This window comes from Paenibacillus brevis, from assembly GCF_018919145.1.
Lineage (GTDB): Bacteria > Bacillota > Bacilli > Paenibacillales > Paenibacillaceae > Fontibacillus > Fontibacillus brevis.
In genome coordinates, this window is record NZ_JAHLQJ010000002.1 from 349,995 (window position 1) to 369,969 (window position 19,975).

Below are 19,975 nucleotides of genomic sequence, written 5' to 3' on the forward strand. Positions count from 1 at the left end.
AAGATCGAACTCCCGAGATTCGGGAGTTTTCTTTTTATAGGCTTAAATTGTATAATGATGGGGGACTGCACACCTGGAAAAAATCAAAGGGCCAAACCCGGCGGCGGAATTCTTCCGCACCTCCGGATCAGCCCCTTATCTTAACCTCCGCTTCTGCAGATGCGAAGGATAGTTTCAGTGTGACCGCAGAGCCTTCCTTTTATACGAAATTAAAGTGAAGATTACTGAATGTGAGTTGTAACAAGCGCTAGACCATATTGGAAAGGAGCAATAAATCAATGCTGAATACCAAGCAGATTCAGGAAATCATCCCGCACCGCTATCCCTTTCTTCTTGTTGACCGGATCGTGGAACTGGAGGAAGGAAAGCGGGCTGTTGGAATTAAAAATGTAACGGTTAACGAGCCGTTCTTTACAGGGCACTTCCCTGACTACCCGGTTATGCCCGGGGTGTTGATCACGGAAGCGTTGGCACAGGTTGGTGCCGTAGCGATTCTGCATTTGGAGGAAAACAAAGGGAAGATTGGCTTTTTAGCGGGCTTGGATGGGTTCCGTTTTCGTGGTCAAGTCGTCCCTGGCGATACTTTACGTCTCGAGGTGGAGATTATTCGTCTGAAGGGCTCCATCGGCAAAGGCCGGGCAGTGGCTAAGGTCGATGATAAAATTGTCGCAGAGGGCGAAATTATGTTTGCGCTATCCTGAGATGAGAAGTGACATTATTACAACTGCGGAGAGGATGTATTGGGTATCATGACAGAGATGAAAGAGAACTATAAAGACAAGGTAGCAAGCTGGCTGAACGATTCGGCCATTGATGAGCAGACCAAGCAAGAGCTTCGCGAACTGGAGAGCAATCCGGCTGAACTGGAGGATCGCTTCTTCCGGGATCTGGAGTTCGGAACCGGTGGACTTCGCGGCGTCATTGGAGCAGGCAGCAACCGGATGAACCGCTATACCGTAGCCCGCGCTACTCAGGGCTTTGCCAAGTATATTTTAGAAGAGCATGCAGGGAAGGAAGGCAAGCCATCGGTTGTTATCGCTCATGATTGCCGCCATTTCTCACCTGAATTCTCGCTGGAGGCTGCACTTGTACTGGCTGCCAATGGGATTGTAGCGAAGCTGTTCCCATCACTTCGTCCTACACCACAGTTGTCTTACTCGGTACGTAGTCTTAAGGCAACAGGCGGTATCGTTGTTACGGCGAGCCATAATCCTCCGGAATATAACGGTTATAAGGTGTACAATGCTTCCGGCGGACAATTGGTGCCGCATGAAGCTGAGCGCGTTATCAATAATATACAGGAAATCTCCTTGTCCGAAGTAAAGCGGATCGATCAGGCTGCGGCGGAAGCAGCCGGCTTGCTCGTATGGTTGGGTGAGGCTGAGGATGAAGCATTCGTAGAGACCGTTGCTGCAACCAGCGCAAACCGCGACCTGATGCTGTCTGGTGCGGCTAAGGATGTTGCTGTAGTGTTTACAGCGCTCCATGGTACGGGTAATTTGCCAGTACGGCAAGCCCTGGCGAAGAACGGTTTCACTCAGGTACATATCGTTAAGGAGCAAGAGCAGCCTGACGGTAATTTCTCAACAGTGAAGTCGCCGAATCCGGAAGAACGCGAAGCCTTTACGATGGCGATTGAGCTTGGCAAACAGGTTGGCGCCGACATTCTGATCGGAACGGACCCGGATGCGGACCGCATGGGCGCGGTTGTACGTAATCATGATGGCGAGTACGAGATTCTGACCGGGAACCAATCCGGCTCTCTGCTGGTGCACTACTATCTGAGCCAGCTCCAGGAGCAGGGCAAGCTTCCGAAGAACGGGGCTGTCGTCAAGACGATTGTAACGAGCGAGCTTGGTGCAGTGATTGCCCGTCACTACGGAGCAACGGTATTCAATACATTGACCGGCTTCAAGTATATCGGGGAAAAAATGAACGAATTCGAAGCATCCGGAGATTATACTTATCTGTTCGGATATGAGGAAAGCTACGGATATCTGGCGGGCAATTATGCCCGCGATAAGGATGCTATCGTGGCGGCAATGCTGATTTGTGAAGCGGCTGCCTACTATAAACGTCAAGGCAAGACCTTGCTGGATGTGCTGGAGGAGCTGTACAGCCAGTTCGGCTATTACCGCGAATCGCTTGCATCCCGTACGTTGAAGGGCAAGGACGGCCTCGCCAAGATCGGCGCTCTGATGAACGACTTCCGCAGCAATCCCCCGCAGCAGGTTGCAGGGGTCGGCGTGTCGGAATTACTCGACTATTCAAAGGGACTGGACGGATTGCCTAAGGAAAATGTACTCAAGTTCCTGCTCGAGGATGGCTCGTGGTTCTGCTTGCGTCCATCTGGTACGGAGCCGAAGATCAAGTTCTATTTTGCGGTTCGCGGCACCAGCAATGAAGATGCATCCGCCCGGATGGTCGCATTGCAAAGTGAGGTGCTGACCCGCGTTGACGCTCAGGCGTAGATGTTGGTGATGCGATTAGGGCTGGACCGCAGAGAGATAGCTTAATGCTTGCGGACAGTCAGTAGGAACCGCCGGGGCAGGCTCTGGCAAGTCATGAAGCCTGCTCCTGCGCGGCCCTGCCGGATGGAACCGATAACGGTAAAATGTGGCGGTATTTATAGATGCGAGGAAGTCAGCAGGAGCAGTTCACACAAATGAAGTAACGCGATATTTTCCCGTTATGACTGGGGTCATTTTAAATGGAAGCAAGACAATGTGTGACTGCAATTTTTTCTACTTATGAGGAGGTACCTTAGTGATTCGAAGTTTGCAGCGATGGAATGAAGCTTCCCGCAAGTGGTTGTGGGTACTGGTTATCATTGCAATAGTAGCTTCTGTACCGGTGATCGTACAGCGTGTACAGACGGAGTCTTCCGCTAATCAGGTGGAGGTTGTATTTAATTATCGCGGGCTGCTGGACGTGTCTGCTTATCAAGAAAATCCGCAGGCCTATCTCGATGAACAGCTGGACCGGCTGAAGGAAGCCGGCGTTAACACGATGGCAATGTTCGAGAGTACGCTTGATGAGCTTTCCAAGGCGCGTCGGATTATGGTATTTAATGCTGCCGATGCTGCTAAATTGTCTCAGACTGTAGTTGCACCGGATAAAAATTACACTTACGTCGCATTCACGAACGAAGAGAACGCCCAGCAGTTGCGTCCGATGATTGAAGAGAGCTTCCGCAATCTGGATGTATCGGTCGTGCCGTGGAATTATGGCGAATATTCGGGCTTAATGCTTGGGATGAGTATGGATGAATCTGTAATGAAGCCAATGGCGCTTGATCCATTCGCCTTTGCTATGCTGAGAGAAAAAGGCTTCAATATTCTCCCGCGTCTCTCGGATAATATTCCGTATAATCAGGAAGAAATGGATGAGGTGCTGGCCTTTTATGCCGAGAATGGCGTGAAACGGATTCTTTTTGATGGAGAGGCCGTCAAGGGCTATAAGAGCAACGGCTCCATGAACAGTCTGCAAGGCTTTGCCGATCTGTTAAATAAGCACGGGATTGGAATTGCGGCGATCGAAAACTTGAAGTCCCCGCAGAAAGGCTTGAATCAGCTTGCCTATCTATTGGATTATAATGTCGTGAGACTGCATTCGCTACAGGATACGGAGGCATCGCAAGAACCTAAGGTGCTTGCGGACCGTTTCGTATTGGCAACGAAGGACCGGAATATCCGGATGATCTATCTGAATGCTTCACCAAATAAGGATGCCGCTAAAGCCTCCATTACAAGTCCAATCAATAATCTGATTGATTCGCTGACAGGCCCGGAAGGAGCTGTTCAACGGATTCAGGACAATGGTTTTGAATTCGGACAAGCCAAGGCATTTGTAATTCATGATGCTTCTTGGCAAAAAGCATTGAAGGCTATAGTCGTGCTTGGCGGCGTGGCTATGTGCGCACTGCTGGTATCTTACTTTATTCTGCCGCTTACCCTGATTGCATTCGTGTTGGGATTGGTCGGCTCCGCAGGACTTTATGTGCTGAACTCCACCCTGATGGAGCAGGCGCTTGCATTGGGCGTGGCGATTAGCGCACCGACTGTGGCGACATTACTGGCAATTCGCAAGGTGAAGGACATTCGCCATTCGCTTCCTGAGATTTCGGCTGGGCGCAGATTGACGCATACCTTGGTGCTGTATATCAAGACCTCGGTGATTTCGCTCGCAGCTGTGCCTTTTGTAATCGCTTTGCTTAACAATATCACGTATAGTCTGGTGCTCAATCAGTTCCGCGGCGTAAGCCTGCTGCACCTGGGGCCGATCCTGCTGATAGCCATTTATGTGTTCCTTTATCAAGGGACTTCCATCTGGCAGGAGCTCCGCAATTGGTTGAAAATGCCGATCACGCTCTTATGGGTTGTTGTAGCGGCAGTGCTCGGTGTTGTGGCTCTGTACTACTTGTCAAGAACCGGCAATGCCGGAACCTTGCTGCCAGGAGAAGCGGCATTCCGTTCGTTCCTGGAAAATACATTCGGCGTCCGTCCGCGGAATAAAGAATTTTTGCTGGCGCATCCGTTGTTCCTGGTTGGCATTTTTGCAGCTTTCCGTTACCGCTGGGCAATGTATGCCATGGTTATTGCGGTTATGGGACAGCTGTCCATGGTTGATACGTTCGCACACATTCATACTCCTGCCGTACTCTCGCTGATCCGCGGCGTGCTCGGTCTAGGTCTTGGCCTTATTGTCGGGCTGATCGCGATTGTAGTATGGCATATTATCGAAAGGTGCTGGGATCGATGGTCTCCGAAACTGTTAAGACAATAGTTGTGTCGGGATACTACGGCTTCCGCAACAGCGGGGATGAAGCTGTGCTGCAGTCCATTCTGTCCGCCTTGGAAGAGGAAGGGCGAGCAGCCGGCATTCTGATCAAGCCGGTAGTTTTGTCTATCAACCCGGAATGGACGAGCCGTACGTACGGCGTCAAGGCAGTTCATCGGATGAAACTGGCCGAGGTAAGGAACGCTATCAAGAACAGCGACGGTTTGATCAGCGGAGGGGGAAGTCTGCTGCAGGACGCAACCGGGCTCGGATCGATTCCGTACTATCTCGGAATCCTCAAGCTGGCTCAATGGATGGGCAAGCCGACGTTCATTTATGCTCAAGGCATCGGGCCGGTAAACCGCAAGCTGTTCCGCCCGTTCATTGCCTCAGTGTTCCGCCGCTGTGAGTATATTTCGGTGCGCGACTCGGAGTCGGCTGCTTTGCTTCACAGCATGGGGCTTCCCCGGGACGGAATTCAAGTTGTCCCGGATCCGGTCATGGGCCTCGCCCTTCCGGAGGGCGAGGCTGCCGGCACCGGCAGCAGCAGTGAGGAGCTGCCGGTGGTGGGCGTCTCGGTCCGCTTCTGGAATGCGGACCGAGAGGAGCTGGCGAAGCTGGCCGAAGGCCTCGCTTCGCTGTGCCGCCGCTGTGCGGTGCACATCCGTTTTCTGCCATTCCACGTTCCGGGCGATGACGAAGCGTCGCGCTTCGTTATCGAACGGATGGGGAATGTGGCAGAATTCGGATGCACCGTGAGTACGGCGGCGGAGACGGAGCATCCGTACGAGATGCTCCGGGAAGTGAGCCGATGCCGCCTGCTGATCGGCATGAGGCTGCACAGCCTCATTTACGCGGCATCCCAGGAAGTGCCGCTGCTCGGCATCTCGTATGATCCGAAGATCGATCATTTTCTGAGCCGCCTCGCCAGCGTACCGGTTGGCAGCTCCGCAGAGCTCGACCCGCGGATTGTCGCCTCGCAGGCAGAGCGTCTGCTCAGCGAAGGTGATGCCTGGCGCAAGAACCAGGCCTCCCGTATTGATGAGCTGAAGCGGGAAGCACGCGAGCCGGCTAAGCGGATCGTCGTGTTTGTGCGGAGCAGAGAGTAGGAGGCAGGATGAAGATGATGGAGAATACACACGGAAGCGGAGTTCCCACGGTATCTATTTTCGGAATACCCGTCAGCAAGTGGGGGATGCGCGATACAGTCAACCATTTATGTGAAGCGGTGGAGAGCGGCAAGCCGCACCAAATCATCACGGCTAACCCGATTATGGTTATGGCTGCACTGGAGGATCCGGCTTATAACGCCATTATGCGGGAAGCTGAGTTGATCGTTCCGGATGGCACCGGTGTGGTCTGGGCGGCACAAAAGGCTGGTGAACCGATTGAAGAACGGGTTCCTGGGATTGAGCTTCTTCATGAGTTAATGAAGCAGGGGCAGCAACGAGGCTGGAAGGTCTACTTGCTGGGTTCCACGAAGGAAGTGATTCAGGAGACTGCTCTGCGGTTAACGGAGCAATATCCGGGCGTTGCAATTGTGGGAGCTCGTGACGGATACTTCGGGCCGGATCAGGATCAGGAAGTCATCGATGGCATCAGAGCCGTCTCGCCGCAGCTTCTATTCGTGGCCCGCGGGGCTGATACGCAGGAACCGTGGATTCACAAATACAAACACTCTCTAGGTGTGCCGTTGATGATGGGAGTTGGAGGAAGCTTCGATGTGATCTCAGGCAAGACCAAGCGGGCACCGAAGGCCTTCCAAAAGCTTCGGCTTGAATGGCTTTACCGTCTGCTTTCCGAACCATCACGACTGCCGAGAATGGCTGCGCTGCCGAAATTCTTCGTGCGGGTACTGCGTGAGGGAGAAAACCTGAAGAAAAGTAGCTAATTCAATGGATTTTGCTGCAAAATGGCCTAATATTGCTCAAATACGAAGGTTGGTCTTTCTCCTGAAACGGAGTATAATTCATTCCGGCAGAATAAATGGGGGTTGAACTACGCATGTGGATGATTTATACCATCGGATTTGTAGTCTCACTGGGACTTGCTTTGGGACTGACACCGTTGGTCAAGCGATTTGCTCATAAGGTTGGCGCGGTCGATGTGCCGAACGCCCGTAAAGTGCATACAACAATCATGCCGAGACTCGGCGGATTAGCGATATTTATGGCTTTTATGGTTACTTTCTTTCTGGTGATTCCATTCTTACCTATCGATCTTACTGCCAGAGAATTGAACTTCATCAAGGCGTTTCTTGTGGGAGGAACCATTACGATTCTTCTTGGTGCTCTCGATGATCGCTTCGATCTTCCGGCCAAGCTGAAGTTTGTAGTTCAGATTGCCACGGCTTGTGTGGTTGTCTTCGGCTTCGATATTAAGCTGGAATTCGCCAATATTCCGTTCCACACCTATGCTTCGGTCGAGAGCTGGGTTGCAATCCCGTTCACGATTCTCTGGATCGTCGGGGTTACAAATGCCATTAACCTGATTGACGGATTGGATGGCTTGGCTGCGGGGGTATCCGCAATTGCCATCGGCACCATTGCCGTTATGGCGTTTTTGATGGGCAATGTAATTGTTGTACTGATCAGCTTGCTGTTGCTGGGCAGTATTATTGGCTTTCTGTACTTTAATTTTCATCCGGCTAAAATTTTTATGGGCGATTCCGGTGCCCTGTTCCTTGGATTCAGCCTGGCACTGCTGTCATTGCTCGGGTTCAAGCAGGTTGCAATCGTATCCTTCCTGACACCGCTCATTCTGATCGGAGTACCGCTCTCGGACACGATGTTCGCAATCGTGCGCCGCTGGATGCAGAAGAAGCCGATCTTTTCGCCGGATAAGGGCCATCTGCATCACTGCCTGCGCGAGCTGGGCTTCAGCCATCGGCAGACTGTACTGATCATTTATGCTATTGCTGCATTCTTTGGCATTCTGGCCGTCATTCAATCATCGGCAGCCATGTATAACGCCAACTGGGTTACCTTCGTCGTCATCTGCGTCATGGTCTTCTTCCTGCAGATCGGCGCCGAGGTCATCGGCCTGATCGGCAAGACCAAGCGGCCGCTGCTCGATTTCTTCGCACGCCTGCGCATGAAGGCCGGCGCGGAGCGCGGCTCGAAGTAAATGGAATTATAAGTTCATTTTATAGAAGTCCCGAGCACATTGCGTGCTGGGGACTTTTTTGTGATTAAACCACCTTATTAGGGTTTTTATGTAAAAAAGATATAATATTTTTCAATTGAATTTTGTCGGTTTTCTAAATTTCGGACTACCCTTTTCCGATAACAACACTATACGACTTTTTGGACGGTTTCCTGTACTAGGGAACTACACTAAACAATCCAATACAAAGGAGAGAATCATTCATGCAACGTTTCAAGAAGCCGTTCATATGGCTTGCACTTATTTCACTGGTTCTGACACTTGTTCCTCCCGGCCTTTCTCCAAAGGCAAGTGCAGCAAACGGAACAACTTATTTTAGCCCGGATATTATGGGGATACGTGACACTGCTAACCTGGATGTCTCGACTCTAGCTAAACCTGGTGACGCTTTGCGCAAAGTAGTTTACTTAACTAATAGTGCTAATCTCAGCATTAGCGGAAGCTACTCCAAGGTGTCAGGAGATTCCTTGAAGGCGCAGGTTGATTTGCTTATATATGATGGGAGTAAATGGACCGAAGATAAACTTCATTCCGCTCCTGGTACAGTACAAAAGGACCCATCAGATCCGAATCGCTTTCTTGCCAATAATTTGACGCTTTTTCCGGGATTGAATCGAATCACCTTTTCAGGGAAGTTTGGCAATGCAGAAGGCTCCGAATCCTTTTATGTCCTCTATGATAAAGTTCCATATGTGACCAAGCTGGTTGTTTCCGGGACAGGCCTGCTCACGGATATCAATTTAAATGAAGGTTCGAGGGTTGTCGTTAAGAACTCCCGTGTCTCCTTGATGGGGGAAGTCTATAATACGACGAAGGCGACTGTTTCGGTTAACGGCGGAACTGAGCTTAACACAAATGTGTACAACAATCAGCTGGCCACACCGCCATTAACGCTGACTCCCGGACTTAACAAGGTGAAAATTACATTCTCAAATTCAACAGACTCTGTTGAAGTCCTGCGCGACATTTACTATTTTACAGATCAAAATCCGTTTATTGGATTGTATGTCCTTGATGATACTGTAAAGGAATATGATATTTTGAATAATGTCCCTTCGGTGAAGGATAATGGACAGACAACAGCTGGGATGGTTGGCCAGTTTTTGGTTCCGTATACTTCGGATCCATTTTCATTAAGTAACTTAGAGATTTCTGTTGATGGTACACCCGTAACTTTCACATCGCTAGCACCGAACTTATATAATACATCCGGTGCCTTTACGATGACGAACTCTACGGAGGAGGTTGTAATTGAGGATGGAACCGGTCCGGCATACCGATTGATTACAGCGAGACTAAGTCCCTACACGCTGTCGATAGACCCCGCTACTGCTGTTACAGCTAAAGAGCAGATGCCGACGATCAAAGTGACCTACACTTATCCTAATGCAGCTACAGCTCCTTACGAGGCTAGTTTACAAAAGAAATTCTTGCTGAGTAATAATGTAACAATCACAGCCATGAAGCTTTTGCCTGACTATGTAAGTACAAATAATGGGGATATAACTAACGTAAGTCAGGTTAATCTAAGTGGTTCTCAGGTCAGCAGTAATGAGTTTTATATCCTGGTAGAGACTAACAGCGCCCCAGCGTCATGGGATAGTCTGAAGGGGACGTATATGCCGCTGGCCAGTGCTAATGTGGTCATATCTACACCAGCAGTCCAGGCAACGAAGAAAAATAGTGCTGGTAATAGTGTGCCTGTTTCCAACACGTATATTTACAAGATCAGCAATTTCGCAAATGGTCAACAAAGTGTTCAATTCAAGTTTGATAATTCTGGAGCGTATACTGCGCAAATTTCATATGCATCGAAGAGCTATATTAATGTAGATAATTTAGTTGATGGACAAACCTATCCTTATAATTCAGCAAATCAAACGGTACAGGCGTTTCCGATTACGGGCCAATATATCGGATTTCCGAATATCGAAAATGCCCAGTACTTTGTGAACGGGATAGATGGTTCTACTCTTGATTCTACCCAGGGGGCATCGACTGATCTAGGAGTTACTGCTACAGATACAGATTTTAAATTGAGCCTGAATATCTCTACTAACGGTCCGTTAGTTACAGGGGAGAACAGAATCGAGTTTAGAGGAGTCTCTCTTGATGCTGCCGGTAACCGCCAAGTCGTGAGCAAGGTTATCCGGTTCTACATTATTGACGAGAATGTAGCTACGATTACCGAGTTCAAGCCTGCAAAGGTTCCTGCCACAGGGCAATCCCGGGTGGTATTTCCCACTTGGACGGATTTTAATACGAATCCAAGATCAACAGTAACTGAAGAGACTATTCGAAAGATTCTTGAGTTGCCGACAGAATTTACTTATAGTGATGAGAAATATACGACAAGTGAACAAGATTATGACTTGACAATTAGAGGTAGCGGCGCAAAGATTGTCAATCTGTATCAAGGTTCTACTAATTTACTCACAGTAAATATTCCTAGGGTTGGTGATGCTCCGCTAGAGGGGCTTAAGCAATCCGGTTCTGCGTCAGAACCGATTTATTATGATGTAATCGGGAATGAAAATGACTTTATCATTCGGGTGCGAGCTTTCAAATTCGATGCTCCGGGAACCCATGTTTATAACCTGGAAATGATCAATAATACTGGCGCTCGCACAAATCAACGCCTTGAAATCACAAGAGAGGTTGCACCGTATCGCCTTCTCGCACCACAGCCAACGGTTGGCGGGGATTACATCGTCAATAAAAACTTCATTCGTTTTGATATTGAAGCGGAAGGTGCTACAAAGGTTATCATCGGCAAAGAGGAAGCAATCCGCCGTACCGAGCCGGATAAGAGCAACCGCTTTACACTGGATTATGTGGGCCTTAAACCGGATAAGAGTAATAAAATCAAAATTCAGATTGTTCGTGGAGATACAACGTTGTCTGATGAGATAAATGTATATTATACAGGCACTGTCACCATAGACTCTCAATTTATGGCTGAAAAGCCTGCAACGAAATACAGCGTGTTCAACAAGAAAGTTGAACTTTCGTTCCCTAAAGGTACTGTAATGCAATCGGCTGCTATGAATAATGACCGGATCACGAAGTTTTATCCTGACACCAAGCTGTTGTTTGGTATTGCAGATCCGAAGGATGGCGTTGTGGAACGTCGTAACGATTATGGTGTGCTGATTGGCAATAACTCCGATATCAACAATGGGTATCACATTCCTGCGATTTATCCGAGCCGGTTCGCCTCTAAAGATGATACGTATAATTTCATCCGTGTGTCTGATATTTACTGGATCAGTGGCGGCCTAGGGGAATTGGGGAATAAAGGAGATATAGCAGGGTACAAGCCTGCTACGAACGGCATCGCGCCTTATTCAACAGAAGGGATCTTCACTGCTTTTGAAAAAGAACGTGAAGTTGTTCCTTCGCAACGCGGTAGCTTGAAATTATCCTATGACTCAAATGTAGTTGATGAGGCGGGTTCGCTTGTCACTGTATTCCGATTTGTTGATGAAGGTGGATATGGAAGATGGGAACCTGTCGCTGGTGAAATAGATACGAAATCCCATACGATTACTGTTCCATTTGATAAGTTTGGGTATTATACGGTAATGAAGCTAAGCAGAAGTTATACAGATATTACGAATCATCCTTGGGCTCGAAATCTTCTCAATGGACTCTATTCCAAGGGAATCATGCAGCCGCTACGTGCAGATGCATTTGGTGCTGATGATCAGACGACTCGCGGTGAATTTGCCACTTTACTCGTCAAGGGCCTGAGCATTCCGATTAACGCAGATGAGAGTCAGCAGACCTTCTTTGATGTTCAGTTTGAAACGAAGACTGCTACATGGGATTTTGAACACCTTGAGACTGCTGCCAGAGCAGGAATTATTACAGGCCGCTCTGAAGGCTTCTTCTATCCGAATATGCCGATTACTAGAGAAGAAGCAGCGGTGATGATTGCTCGGGCGATGAAATCGTCGTTGAAGCTTCCGGTAAATGATCAGAAGCTGAAGGATAGCCTGGCGAAGTCATTCTTGGATTCTGGAAAGATGGATTACTATGCGCTTCCGGCAATTTCCGCTGTGACAAAAGCGAAAATTATGTCTGGCAGTGCGGTAACTCTTCCAGGGGCCAAGAAAGCTTCCTATAATTTCAATCCGGATAGTAATATGACTAGAGCAGAAGCAGCAAAAATTACAATAGAACTTTTAAAGAAGACGACAAGCATATTCCCTAAAAACTTCAGTTAATTTAGAAGGGATTAAGATGAAGCTCCCCTTGTCCATGTATCATTAGGCAAGGGGAGCTTTCTTTTCCAATTACATCTTTTTGTATTTTTCCTCACTTTAGGATACAATAGCAAAGTGATAGACATTTTCGCAAAGGGTGAAATGATACAGATGAAACCGATTTTATCTAAACCGCAGCTGGGATACTCGAAAGCCAAGAAAAAGTTTGAGGATAAATCCAAGGTGCTGGAGAAGCGGATCGAAGAAACCGCCAAGCTTCAGGAAGTCACTCAGGAAGTAATGGAAGGGTTAGTCATTGAGACAGGTTTCCATGATGCATTTAACGATTTGCGTACAGCGGAAGATGAGTTAATTGAATGGTCCCACAACACGATGAAGCATGAGAAGACTTATAAGGACAACAAACAAGCAATTGACGACATGTACGTTAAGCTGGAGAGCGATCCGCAGATGCGGGCACGGATTATCCAGCTTGCGATGAGAGTGAGATAGAACGGAGAATATCCGCTCCATATAATTTTAAATAAGACGTCCAATTTTGGACGTCTTATTTACGTTTGAGAATCATAAATTATGGGTATTGGTTATGGAAAATGTTACTTAGTGACTGTAATTTTCAGGGATGTTATACTAATTTCCGTCAGGCGGTATAAGATGCAAAAAGATGAAAAAGCGGCTAACCTTGCCAAAGGTAACAATCTTGCAATTTTTTTTAAAACGGCCGCAACTTTTTGGAACTACCTGCGTTTAAGATATAGAACGTAAACAAGAACAATGATAATAATGCCGTGATTAGACATTCCAGTATGTTCCTCGTAGGGAATCTTGTCTATCTATTAGAAAAATTAGCTTTACGGCACTATCGACTCATTGTATAATGTTTAGGTAGGATTAGGAAACTAGTCTATTTCTACGTTCTATGTGGTGTGGAAATGTTTACAAGTTTCTGCGGCTTGCCCGCAGACCTAATTTATAGGAAACCTGCTCAGGCTCTGGAAAGGGGGTGCAATGGCTAATGAGTAACACGAGCTATTCATTTAAAGAAAATTCTCATGTGATAGTTAATCAAGGAGGAGAAAAAAAGGTTATGAAGAAAATTTTATCCGTAGCTTTGTCTACAGCAATGGCATTCTCCATGTTTGCTTCCGTAGCATTCGGTGCAGATGCTAATTTGAATCCACAACAAAAATTTGATGTTCTGAAACAAGCGAGCATCATGGATGGTATGCCAGACGGTTCTGCAGCGCTTGACAAGACTTTGACTCGTGCTGAACTGGCTAAGATTATCGTTAAATCGATCGGTCTGGAAGAAGTTAACGCTACTTCTTACAACGACAAGAACTACTCCATTCACTGGGCGCGTACGTTCATCGAAGCTGCTACACAAGCTGGCATCCTCGAAGGAACTGACGCTGCTAAGAAACTGTTCAACCCAAGTGGTAATGTAACAGTTCAAGAGTTGGCTGCTGTTCTGGTTAGAGCTTTGAAACTTGAAGTTCCAACTGAAACTAACAACAATGCAAGCGAATGGGCTAAGGGCTACGTTGAAGCAGCTGTTAAGGCTGGTTTCATCGATAGCAGTGCTGTCTTCACGGCTAATGCTACTCGCTCCCAAGCAATTGTTGCAGCTTATGCAATCTATGAAGCAGCTCAAGTTCCTACAGTAAAATCCTACGAAGTTAAGGACAGCAAAAATGTTGAATTTACGCTTTCCAATGGCGAAGTAGTGAAGGTAGAACTTGAAAAGGCACTTGTTCCTAACACTGAAACTGAAGTTACTTTCAAAACAGCAGCTGGTGAAGAAATCACTGCTAAAATTACTTGGGTAGTAACTGAAGCTACTAAAGTGGACAGTGCAACTGCTGACAACCTTAAAGAAGTCATTGTTAACTTTGATGGGAAAGTAGACAAAAAGTCTGCTGAAAACAAAGATAACTACACTGTAAAGGGCAAAACAGTTTCCAGTGCTACTCTTCTTGAAGATGGGCAGTCTGTTAAATTGCTTCTGACAGAAGCTTCGACTCTTGAAAATCAAAAAGAAACAGAAGTAAAAGTTAAGAACGTTAAAACAGCTACAACTGCCAAGTTGCTTGAAGCAACTGTGAAATTCACTCCTGTGGACGTGAAAATCCCAGAAGCTTCAAAAGTAACTGGTTTGGGAACAAAAGCATTTAAAGTTGAATTCAGTGAGCCAGTAAAAATGGGAACTGTTGTGACTTCTAACAACTATAAAGTTGATGGAAAAACAATCGGCGCGACAATCGATTATAGCTATCCAAATGTAGCTATCCTTTCGACTGAGTTGTCCGTAGGGACTCATAAGCTGGTAGTCAGCAATGTTGAAGATTTCTCTGGTTTGAAAATTGCTCCTGTAGAAATCGAGTTTACTGTTGTTGAAGATACAGAAGCTCCGCAACCAGTTGCAGTTACTACAAATGACCTGAGAGAAGCGACTATTGAGTTTGATGAGCCAATCAAATCTTTGGATAAAGCTTACTTCAACTCTACTGTAAACGGCGCTACTTTCACTAAGGCGGACATCAATGACAATAAAGTGACTCTTCATTTTGCTAATCCATTGAACTTGACTGAAAACACGATTTATCTGGAAGGCGTTACTGACTACAGTAATAATAAAGCTAATCGTGAGATCAAAGTAACTCCATCTTTGGATACTGAGCGTCCAGAAGTAGTTAAGACTGAAATTAAACAAGATGATACTACTAAGAACCATAAGGTGGTAATCGAGTTTAACAAAAAACTTGACGTTGCATCTGCTCAAAACAAGGATAATTACAAAATTACTGATAAAGACGGTAAAGTATTCAGCTTGACTGGCTTGAACAAAGATGGTCACCCAGTCTTGGCGCCAGTCTATGATTCAGCTAAGAATACTGTAACTATCGATCTTGCTAGTAAATTGGATGATGGTGTTTATACACTGGATGTAAGTGGAGTTAAGGATGGAGCGTATGTTCCTAATACAATTCTTCCATTTACAACAAAAATCTCCGCATCCAGTGCAATTAATGGAGAAATCACTCGTGCTTGGACTCAACAATCTGCAACTGAAGACTTCTTGTACATTCAGTTTAGCAAAGCCATTAAGACTGATGGTGAAGGTAGTGCATTGATTAAGGCGAAATATACTTTTGCTGGTAATGCATTGACTGACGACCAAGACGTACAATTGGTTACTGCTGATACTGTTCGCCTTGTTGCTCCTAAGGGTGAATTCGTTGATGTAGCTGGCCTTGCAAAAGGTGCTGTTCAAGTCGTATTGATTCAAGATGCTGATGGTAATTACCTTGTTCAACCTGGAACTGGTTACATTCTGAATATTGCAGCTGCAGACTTCGGAAGTTCCCTTATCCAAGTTAAATCTGGAGCTGACAATGTTCAAGCTACCAGCCGTGAAGAAGTGAAGGTTGTATTTGCCGGTAAACTTTCCACAGTATCTGCTGGAGACTTCCGCGTGAAGGTTGGCGCAGTTGATTATGCACCAAGCACTGCTACTTTAAGTGCTGACAGAACGACAGTAACATTGAAATTTACTGGCGATACTAACAAGCTTCCAGCTGATCTCACTGGCGCTATTATCTACACTGTTTCTCAGGCTAATATTGTAACACAGGACAACTTTGGTTCGAAGATTGCAGAAATCACTGCAGCTTCGTTAAAAGGTGTCCAAGATAAGATCAAGCCTGTACTTGTAAAAGACAGCGCTAATCGTATCTTCACAGCTAGTACTGTAACTGCTGACACTTATGATATTACGCTTCTCTTCAACAAGAACCTGAATGATGCTGGAACAGTAACAACCTTGACTAGCTTGTTCAAGGTTAAAATTGGCGGTAAAGATGCTACAGTAAGTGGTGCAACGCTGACTAATGGTAGTAATACCATTGTTCTACGTGTTGTTGCTGATGCTACTGTAACTGTTGATGCCAACAGCATTGTATCTGTTGATTTCTCGGGCAACGAAGGTATTAAAGCAGTTGTAAGTACTAGCGGTGCTAATGTACTCGAAAACTTCAATGAAGCTGCAAAGCTTGGTGAAGTTATCGTAACTCCTTAATAACCCTCGGTTTTCAAAGAGACCTTCATTCCGAAGGTCTCTTTGTTTTTAAGGGTCAATTTAAACTTACATATATAGTTTATAATTTATAGATTCAACGAAACCTTTTGTTCACTTGGTACGTTTAAACATATAAGAAACTCTGCATGGGAGGATAACGCTTTGAAGAGGATTCCAATCACAGCTGCTGCGCTAGGGATCAGTTTGCTTATGACCAGTGCGCCAGGGGCGATGGCTGCTGCCAGTACAACAAAGGCAGCGACAACAGCTACCAAAACGACGGCAAGTACGAAGAAGCCTGTGTTACATACCCTGGCAAATTTATCTCCGGTAAAGATTACGGCAAAAAGTACAGTACGATTGACGGATGTTAATATTCTAACCTTAAGTGATGAAAGTATACTCACTTACACGCTGACGATTCAAAATAATGATAGTAAAACGATGGATCTACTTGATTACTGGTCCAAAGTGAAGACCGTTAGTGGAACAACCTACAGCACATCATTGATGAGCAAGGACAAGGATAAGAAGAAGCTGTCTGCCGGTTCTTCGACGACTATTACTTATGTAGCCCGAATTGCAAAGCATTTGAAGCCAGAGAACTTGGTATTCCAAGTGATTAAATGGGACTTTAGCCAAGCGGGTTATGAAGCGCTAAAGGGGCAATTCAAGATTCCTGCTGGATATCTAACTTCAACACCATCAGATCAATCGAAGACACTTCGAATTACCGATACGCCTGTAAAAGCTCAGGTGAAGCAAGTAGCTTCATTTGTATCAGGAGACTATAATTACGTCAGTGTATCACTTGATATGACGAATATCGGATACAAGCTATTTGAAGATCCAAAGTTTAAATTCATGATTCGAACATCAACTGGGGCGAGTTATCCAATGAGTGGAGATCCGACAAGTTCGGATTATAAGATTCAGCCGCAGGATGTAAAGACGCTGAATTTGGTGGCTCAGATTCCTAAGACAATCAAGCTGGCAAATATGGAGCTTCAGTTGGCTCTTGATGATGAGACGGCAAAGGTGACACTGCCGATCGCTACGATGCAGCTTCCCAATATTAGTAACACCTCGTTGGCAGTTGAGCCAAATGTAGAGAAGTACATCCCGGTTACTAATGGGAAAATCTCGGTGAAGGTCGCCAGTGCTGTTGTGAATAAAAACTTTGATGAACATTCTCTCTCTATCCGTTTCGGCTTCCGAAATACAAGCGGCACAACCTTTACACTACCTAAGTATCAGTTTGAGCTTCAAACGTCTGACGGGTATCGATTGCCGATTAGTGCACCTGCCTTGGACAATCTGACACTTCAACCGTTGGAGGAGCGATTCATTACACTTCCGGTTATCGTACCGGCTAATGTAAGTATAGAGAACCCTCGCCTGTTCATGAATCTTCCATCTGCAGCCGAGAGTACAGAGAACATCAGTTACCCTGTTGCTTTCTTCACGGTACCTGAAGCCAAAGCTGTAGAAAATATGATTGGTACAAAGCAGTTTGTACAAACTAAGAATGGGATTCTAGGTGTAACTCTAGCTTCGCTGCAAAGATTACCCTGGAGCGATGGCGACTTAGTAACTGCTAAGATTACAATCGATAATTCAAACTTTAAAACTACACAGCTTCCTGAATTGGGCGGCTTGGTTCAGATTGATAGTGCCAAACTAACAACAGATACAAAAGTGATTGTAACACAGACAGCTGGCCTTCTTGGGGCAGCAATGTCAACGGATGTATATGTAACTGCGAAGGTACCAAGTTATCTGGATTTCAGTCAGGTTCAGATTTCATTACTGGAGAAATTCGGCGAGAATAGCTCTGAATGGGTCCAATTTAGTAATACAGGTTCAATTCCTGAGCCGGCTACAGTAGCTAAAGGACAAGTCTATGCCATTGATACATTGGGAAGACAACAGGATGTAAGTGTTAAGCGTTCCTTCTTGTATACGGGTCAATCTTCCGATTTGGTATACGCCGAGCTGGAAGTGAGTAATCAGGAGGATCATCAAATTGATCTTTCCCAATTTGCAGGAGTCTTCAAAACGTCCAATGGTCAGACTTACAAGGCATCTGTTAGCCAAATCGATACATCAGCTGGTCCACAAGAAAAGAACATCGTTGCATTATGGGCTAAGATTCCGAAGCGTACTACAATGACGGATATGAAGCTGATTGTTGGTGAAGGAACTACAGATGATAAGCTGACCCCAGTCAAAGGTGAGGTGAATGGCTATGTTAATGCAGCAGCTCTGGAACTCGGGCTATCTACTCCAAGCATAAAAACTAATTTGAGTAGTTTGGATCTATTCCCATATACACTCACTGTGAAGAGCGTAAAAGCTTCCCTTTCCGGTACACGCTCAGTTAGTTTGAACTTTGATTATGATCTTAACCGTAATATGGATTATGGTATAGGGGAATTTGGACATAAGTTTCTGTTTGAAGTTGTTGATTCTAGTGGGCGTGTATTCGAAAAGGAATTTACACCTGAAACAGATCTGCGGATCACTAACGGTGGTAGCGCGGGCTTTAGCTTCGATGATGCAGTCTTTGAAGAGCGAAAAGCAGGAAGCTTCACATTGAATGTTTACGACTTGTTCCAAGGACAGAAGGTCAAATTAGGAAGCCAAGGCTTCTATTATTACTCTGATGTCATTAATTAGTAGATTAGAAAAATTAAAATTCAGCCCGAATCCAGTAACAGGATCCGGGCTTGTCTCATTTTGTCAAAACCTCTATCATTAAGTTAGAGAGATTTTATTTAAGAGGAGGAACATAATGAAGACAGCATGGAAGTATACAGCAGCAGCTGTGGTGATTGGCGGAAGTCTTTGGGCAGGCTCGCTGTTGAATTTGACGGCAGAGGGAGCTAGTGTGACTTCTCAGCCAGGAAGCAGCGATGATCCAGTTGTGACGAAGAGTTATGTGGATCAAGCGATTCAACAGGCGCTGAAGGGCGGCGGCACAACAACACCTTCAACCCCATCCACCGGAGATAACACGGGCGGATCCGCTGAGACTGTTGAAATTGTTACCGTGAAGCCGGGTGAGACCTTGATTGCCGGAGCTGGGGCGGAGTTTGTAGTCAGAGCAGGCAAGGCTGTTATTTATAGTTCGGATTCAAATGGGGTAGCGGATCTAACCGATGGCGTTGATATCAAAAATGGCGGGACAGTAACAAATAACCATCTGCTTTCTTTTCCACGTGAAGGTCGGGGTATTCAGGTACTAGAAGGGAATACCTACAGCTTGACTGTAATGGTACGCGGATCGTACTCCATCCGTTAGAATACACATTTTACCTCCAGTAGCAAACATTCATCAGCTTATTTCATTGGTACTCAGGCATACTACATCTGAAGAATAATAATGGAGGTGGATATGCCGTGGCAAGAAATAACAGTAAAGTCATACCGGAATGCCGTGAAGTCCTAAAACAGTGGAAATATGAGATTGCGGCGGAATTTGGACTCCCTGTGGGTGGAGGTGCTGGTGCTATAGGCAACTCAACAGACACAGAATTTGCAGGAGAGCTGGGAGCTATGGGGGCAAACAGTAACTACGTAGGCAGTTGGGGACACCTGACATCAAGGGAGAATGGATCCGTTGGCGGAGAGATTACAAAAAGGCTTGTAGCCAAGGCACAACAAGACTTTTTACTGCACTAATTTTTGACATCATCTTGCAAATAAGTTAGTATGACAGTTA

At 46.2% G+C, this 19,975-nt stretch carries 12 protein-coding genes; all 12 read left to right on the forward strand.

Annotated features, from left to right (window positions below):
- The first annotated feature begins 278 nt into the window (after positions 1-278).
- The gene (fabZ, locus tag KQJ23_RS03680) at positions 279-701 is read left to right on the forward strand and encodes a 3-hydroxyacyl-ACP dehydratase FabZ (protein WP_216477312.1); all 423 of its coding nucleotides are present in this window, start codon (positions 279-281) and stop codon (positions 699-701) included.
- A gap of 48 nt (positions 702-749) precedes the next feature.
- Entirely contained in the window at positions 750-2,471 is a 1,722-nt protein-coding gene (locus KQJ23_RS03685) for a phospho-sugar mutase (protein WP_216477313.1), read from the forward strand.
- A gap of 295 nt (positions 2,472-2,766) precedes the next feature.
- Positions 2,767-4,785, forward strand: coding sequence for a DUF5693 family protein (locus KQJ23_RS03690; RefSeq protein ID WP_216477314.1), 2,019 nt, complete (start codon positions 2,767-2,769; stop codon positions 4,783-4,785).
- Complete coding sequence (gene csaB, locus KQJ23_RS03695; protein ID WP_216477315.1) at positions 4,758-5,888, forward strand: polysaccharide pyruvyl transferase CsaB; 1,131 nt, start codon at positions 4,758-4,760, stop codon at positions 5,886-5,888. Before KQJ23_RS03690 ends, csaB begins: the two co-directional genes overlap by 28 nt.
- A 17-nt stretch (positions 5,889-5,905) precedes the next feature.
- A complete protein-coding gene (locus KQJ23_RS03700) occupies positions 5,906-6,670 on the forward strand; it encodes a WecB/TagA/CpsF family glycosyltransferase (RefSeq protein ID WP_216477373.1) in 765 nt (254 codons plus the stop codon).
- A gap of 113 nt (positions 6,671-6,783) precedes the next feature.
- Positions 6,784-7,905 (forward strand): glycosyltransferase family 4 protein, encoded by a 1,122-nt coding sequence (locus KQJ23_RS03705; protein ID WP_216477374.1) that lies wholly within the window; start codon positions 6,784-6,786, stop codon positions 7,903-7,905.
- Positions 7,906-8,147: 242 nt separating this feature from the next.
- A complete protein-coding gene (locus KQJ23_RS03710; RefSeq protein ID WP_216477316.1) occupies positions 8,148-12,173 on the forward strand; it encodes an S-layer homology domain-containing protein in 4,026 nt (1,341 codons plus the stop codon).
- Between the two features lie 150 nt (positions 12,174-12,323).
- Positions 12,324-12,665, forward strand: a complete 342-nt coding sequence (locus KQJ23_RS03715) for a hypothetical protein (protein ID WP_216477317.1) — start codon at positions 12,324-12,326, stop codon at positions 12,663-12,665.
- Between the two features lie 523 nt (positions 12,666-13,188).
- Positions 13,189-16,251, forward strand: a complete 3,063-nt coding sequence (locus tag KQJ23_RS03720; protein WP_216477318.1) for an S-layer homology domain-containing protein — start codon at positions 13,189-13,191, stop codon at positions 16,249-16,251.
- Positions 16,252-16,413: 162 nt separating this feature from the next.
- A complete protein-coding gene (locus tag KQJ23_RS03725) occupies positions 16,414-18,930 on the forward strand; it encodes a hypothetical protein (protein WP_249529476.1) in 2,517 nt (838 codons plus the stop codon).
- Between the two features lie 115 nt (positions 18,931-19,045).
- Positions 19,046-19,555, forward strand: coding sequence for a hypothetical protein (locus KQJ23_RS03730; RefSeq protein WP_216477319.1), 510 nt, complete (start codon positions 19,046-19,048; stop codon positions 19,553-19,555).
- A 98-nt stretch (positions 19,556-19,653) separates the two neighbouring features.
- The gene (locus KQJ23_RS03735; protein ID WP_216477320.1) at positions 19,654-19,935 is read left to right on the forward strand and encodes an alpha/beta-type small acid-soluble spore protein; all 282 of its coding nucleotides are present in this window, start codon (positions 19,654-19,656) and stop codon (positions 19,933-19,935) included.
- The last annotated feature ends 40 nt before the right edge of the window (positions 19,936-19,975 follow it).

What these genes read in the sequence shown, in the direction of transcription:
- fabZ (WP_216477312.1), top strand. Translation starts at nt 279, where the DNA reads ATGCTGAATACCAAGCAGATTCAGGAAATCATCCCGCACCGCTATCCC.
- KQJ23_RS03685 (WP_216477313.1), top strand. Translation starts at nt 750, where the DNA reads ATGACAGAGATGAAAGAGAACTATAAAGACAAGGTAGCAAGCTGGCTG.
- csaB (WP_216477315.1), top strand. Translation starts at nt 4,758, where the DNA reads ATGGTCTCCGAAACTGTTAAGACAATAGTTGTGTCGGGATACTACGGC.
- KQJ23_RS03700 (WP_216477373.1), top strand. Translation starts at nt 5,906, where the DNA reads ATGGAGAATACACACGGAAGCGGAGTTCCCACGGTATCTATTTTCGGA.
- KQJ23_RS03705 (WP_216477374.1), top strand. Translation starts at nt 6,784, where the DNA reads ATGTGGATGATTTATACCATCGGATTTGTAGTCTCACTGGGACTTGCT.
- KQJ23_RS03710 (WP_216477316.1), top strand. Translation starts at nt 8,148, where the DNA reads ATGCAACGTTTCAAGAAGCCGTTCATATGGCTTGCACTTATTTCACTG.
- KQJ23_RS03715 (WP_216477317.1), top strand. Translation starts at nt 12,324, where the DNA reads ATGAAACCGATTTTATCTAAACCGCAGCTGGGATACTCGAAAGCCAAG.
- KQJ23_RS03720 (WP_216477318.1), top strand. Translation starts at nt 13,189, where the DNA reads ATGAGTAACACGAGCTATTCATTTAAAGAAAATTCTCATGTGATAGTT.
- KQJ23_RS03730 (WP_216477319.1), top strand. Translation starts at nt 19,046, where the DNA reads ATGAAGACAGCATGGAAGTATACAGCAGCAGCTGTGGTGATTGGCGGA.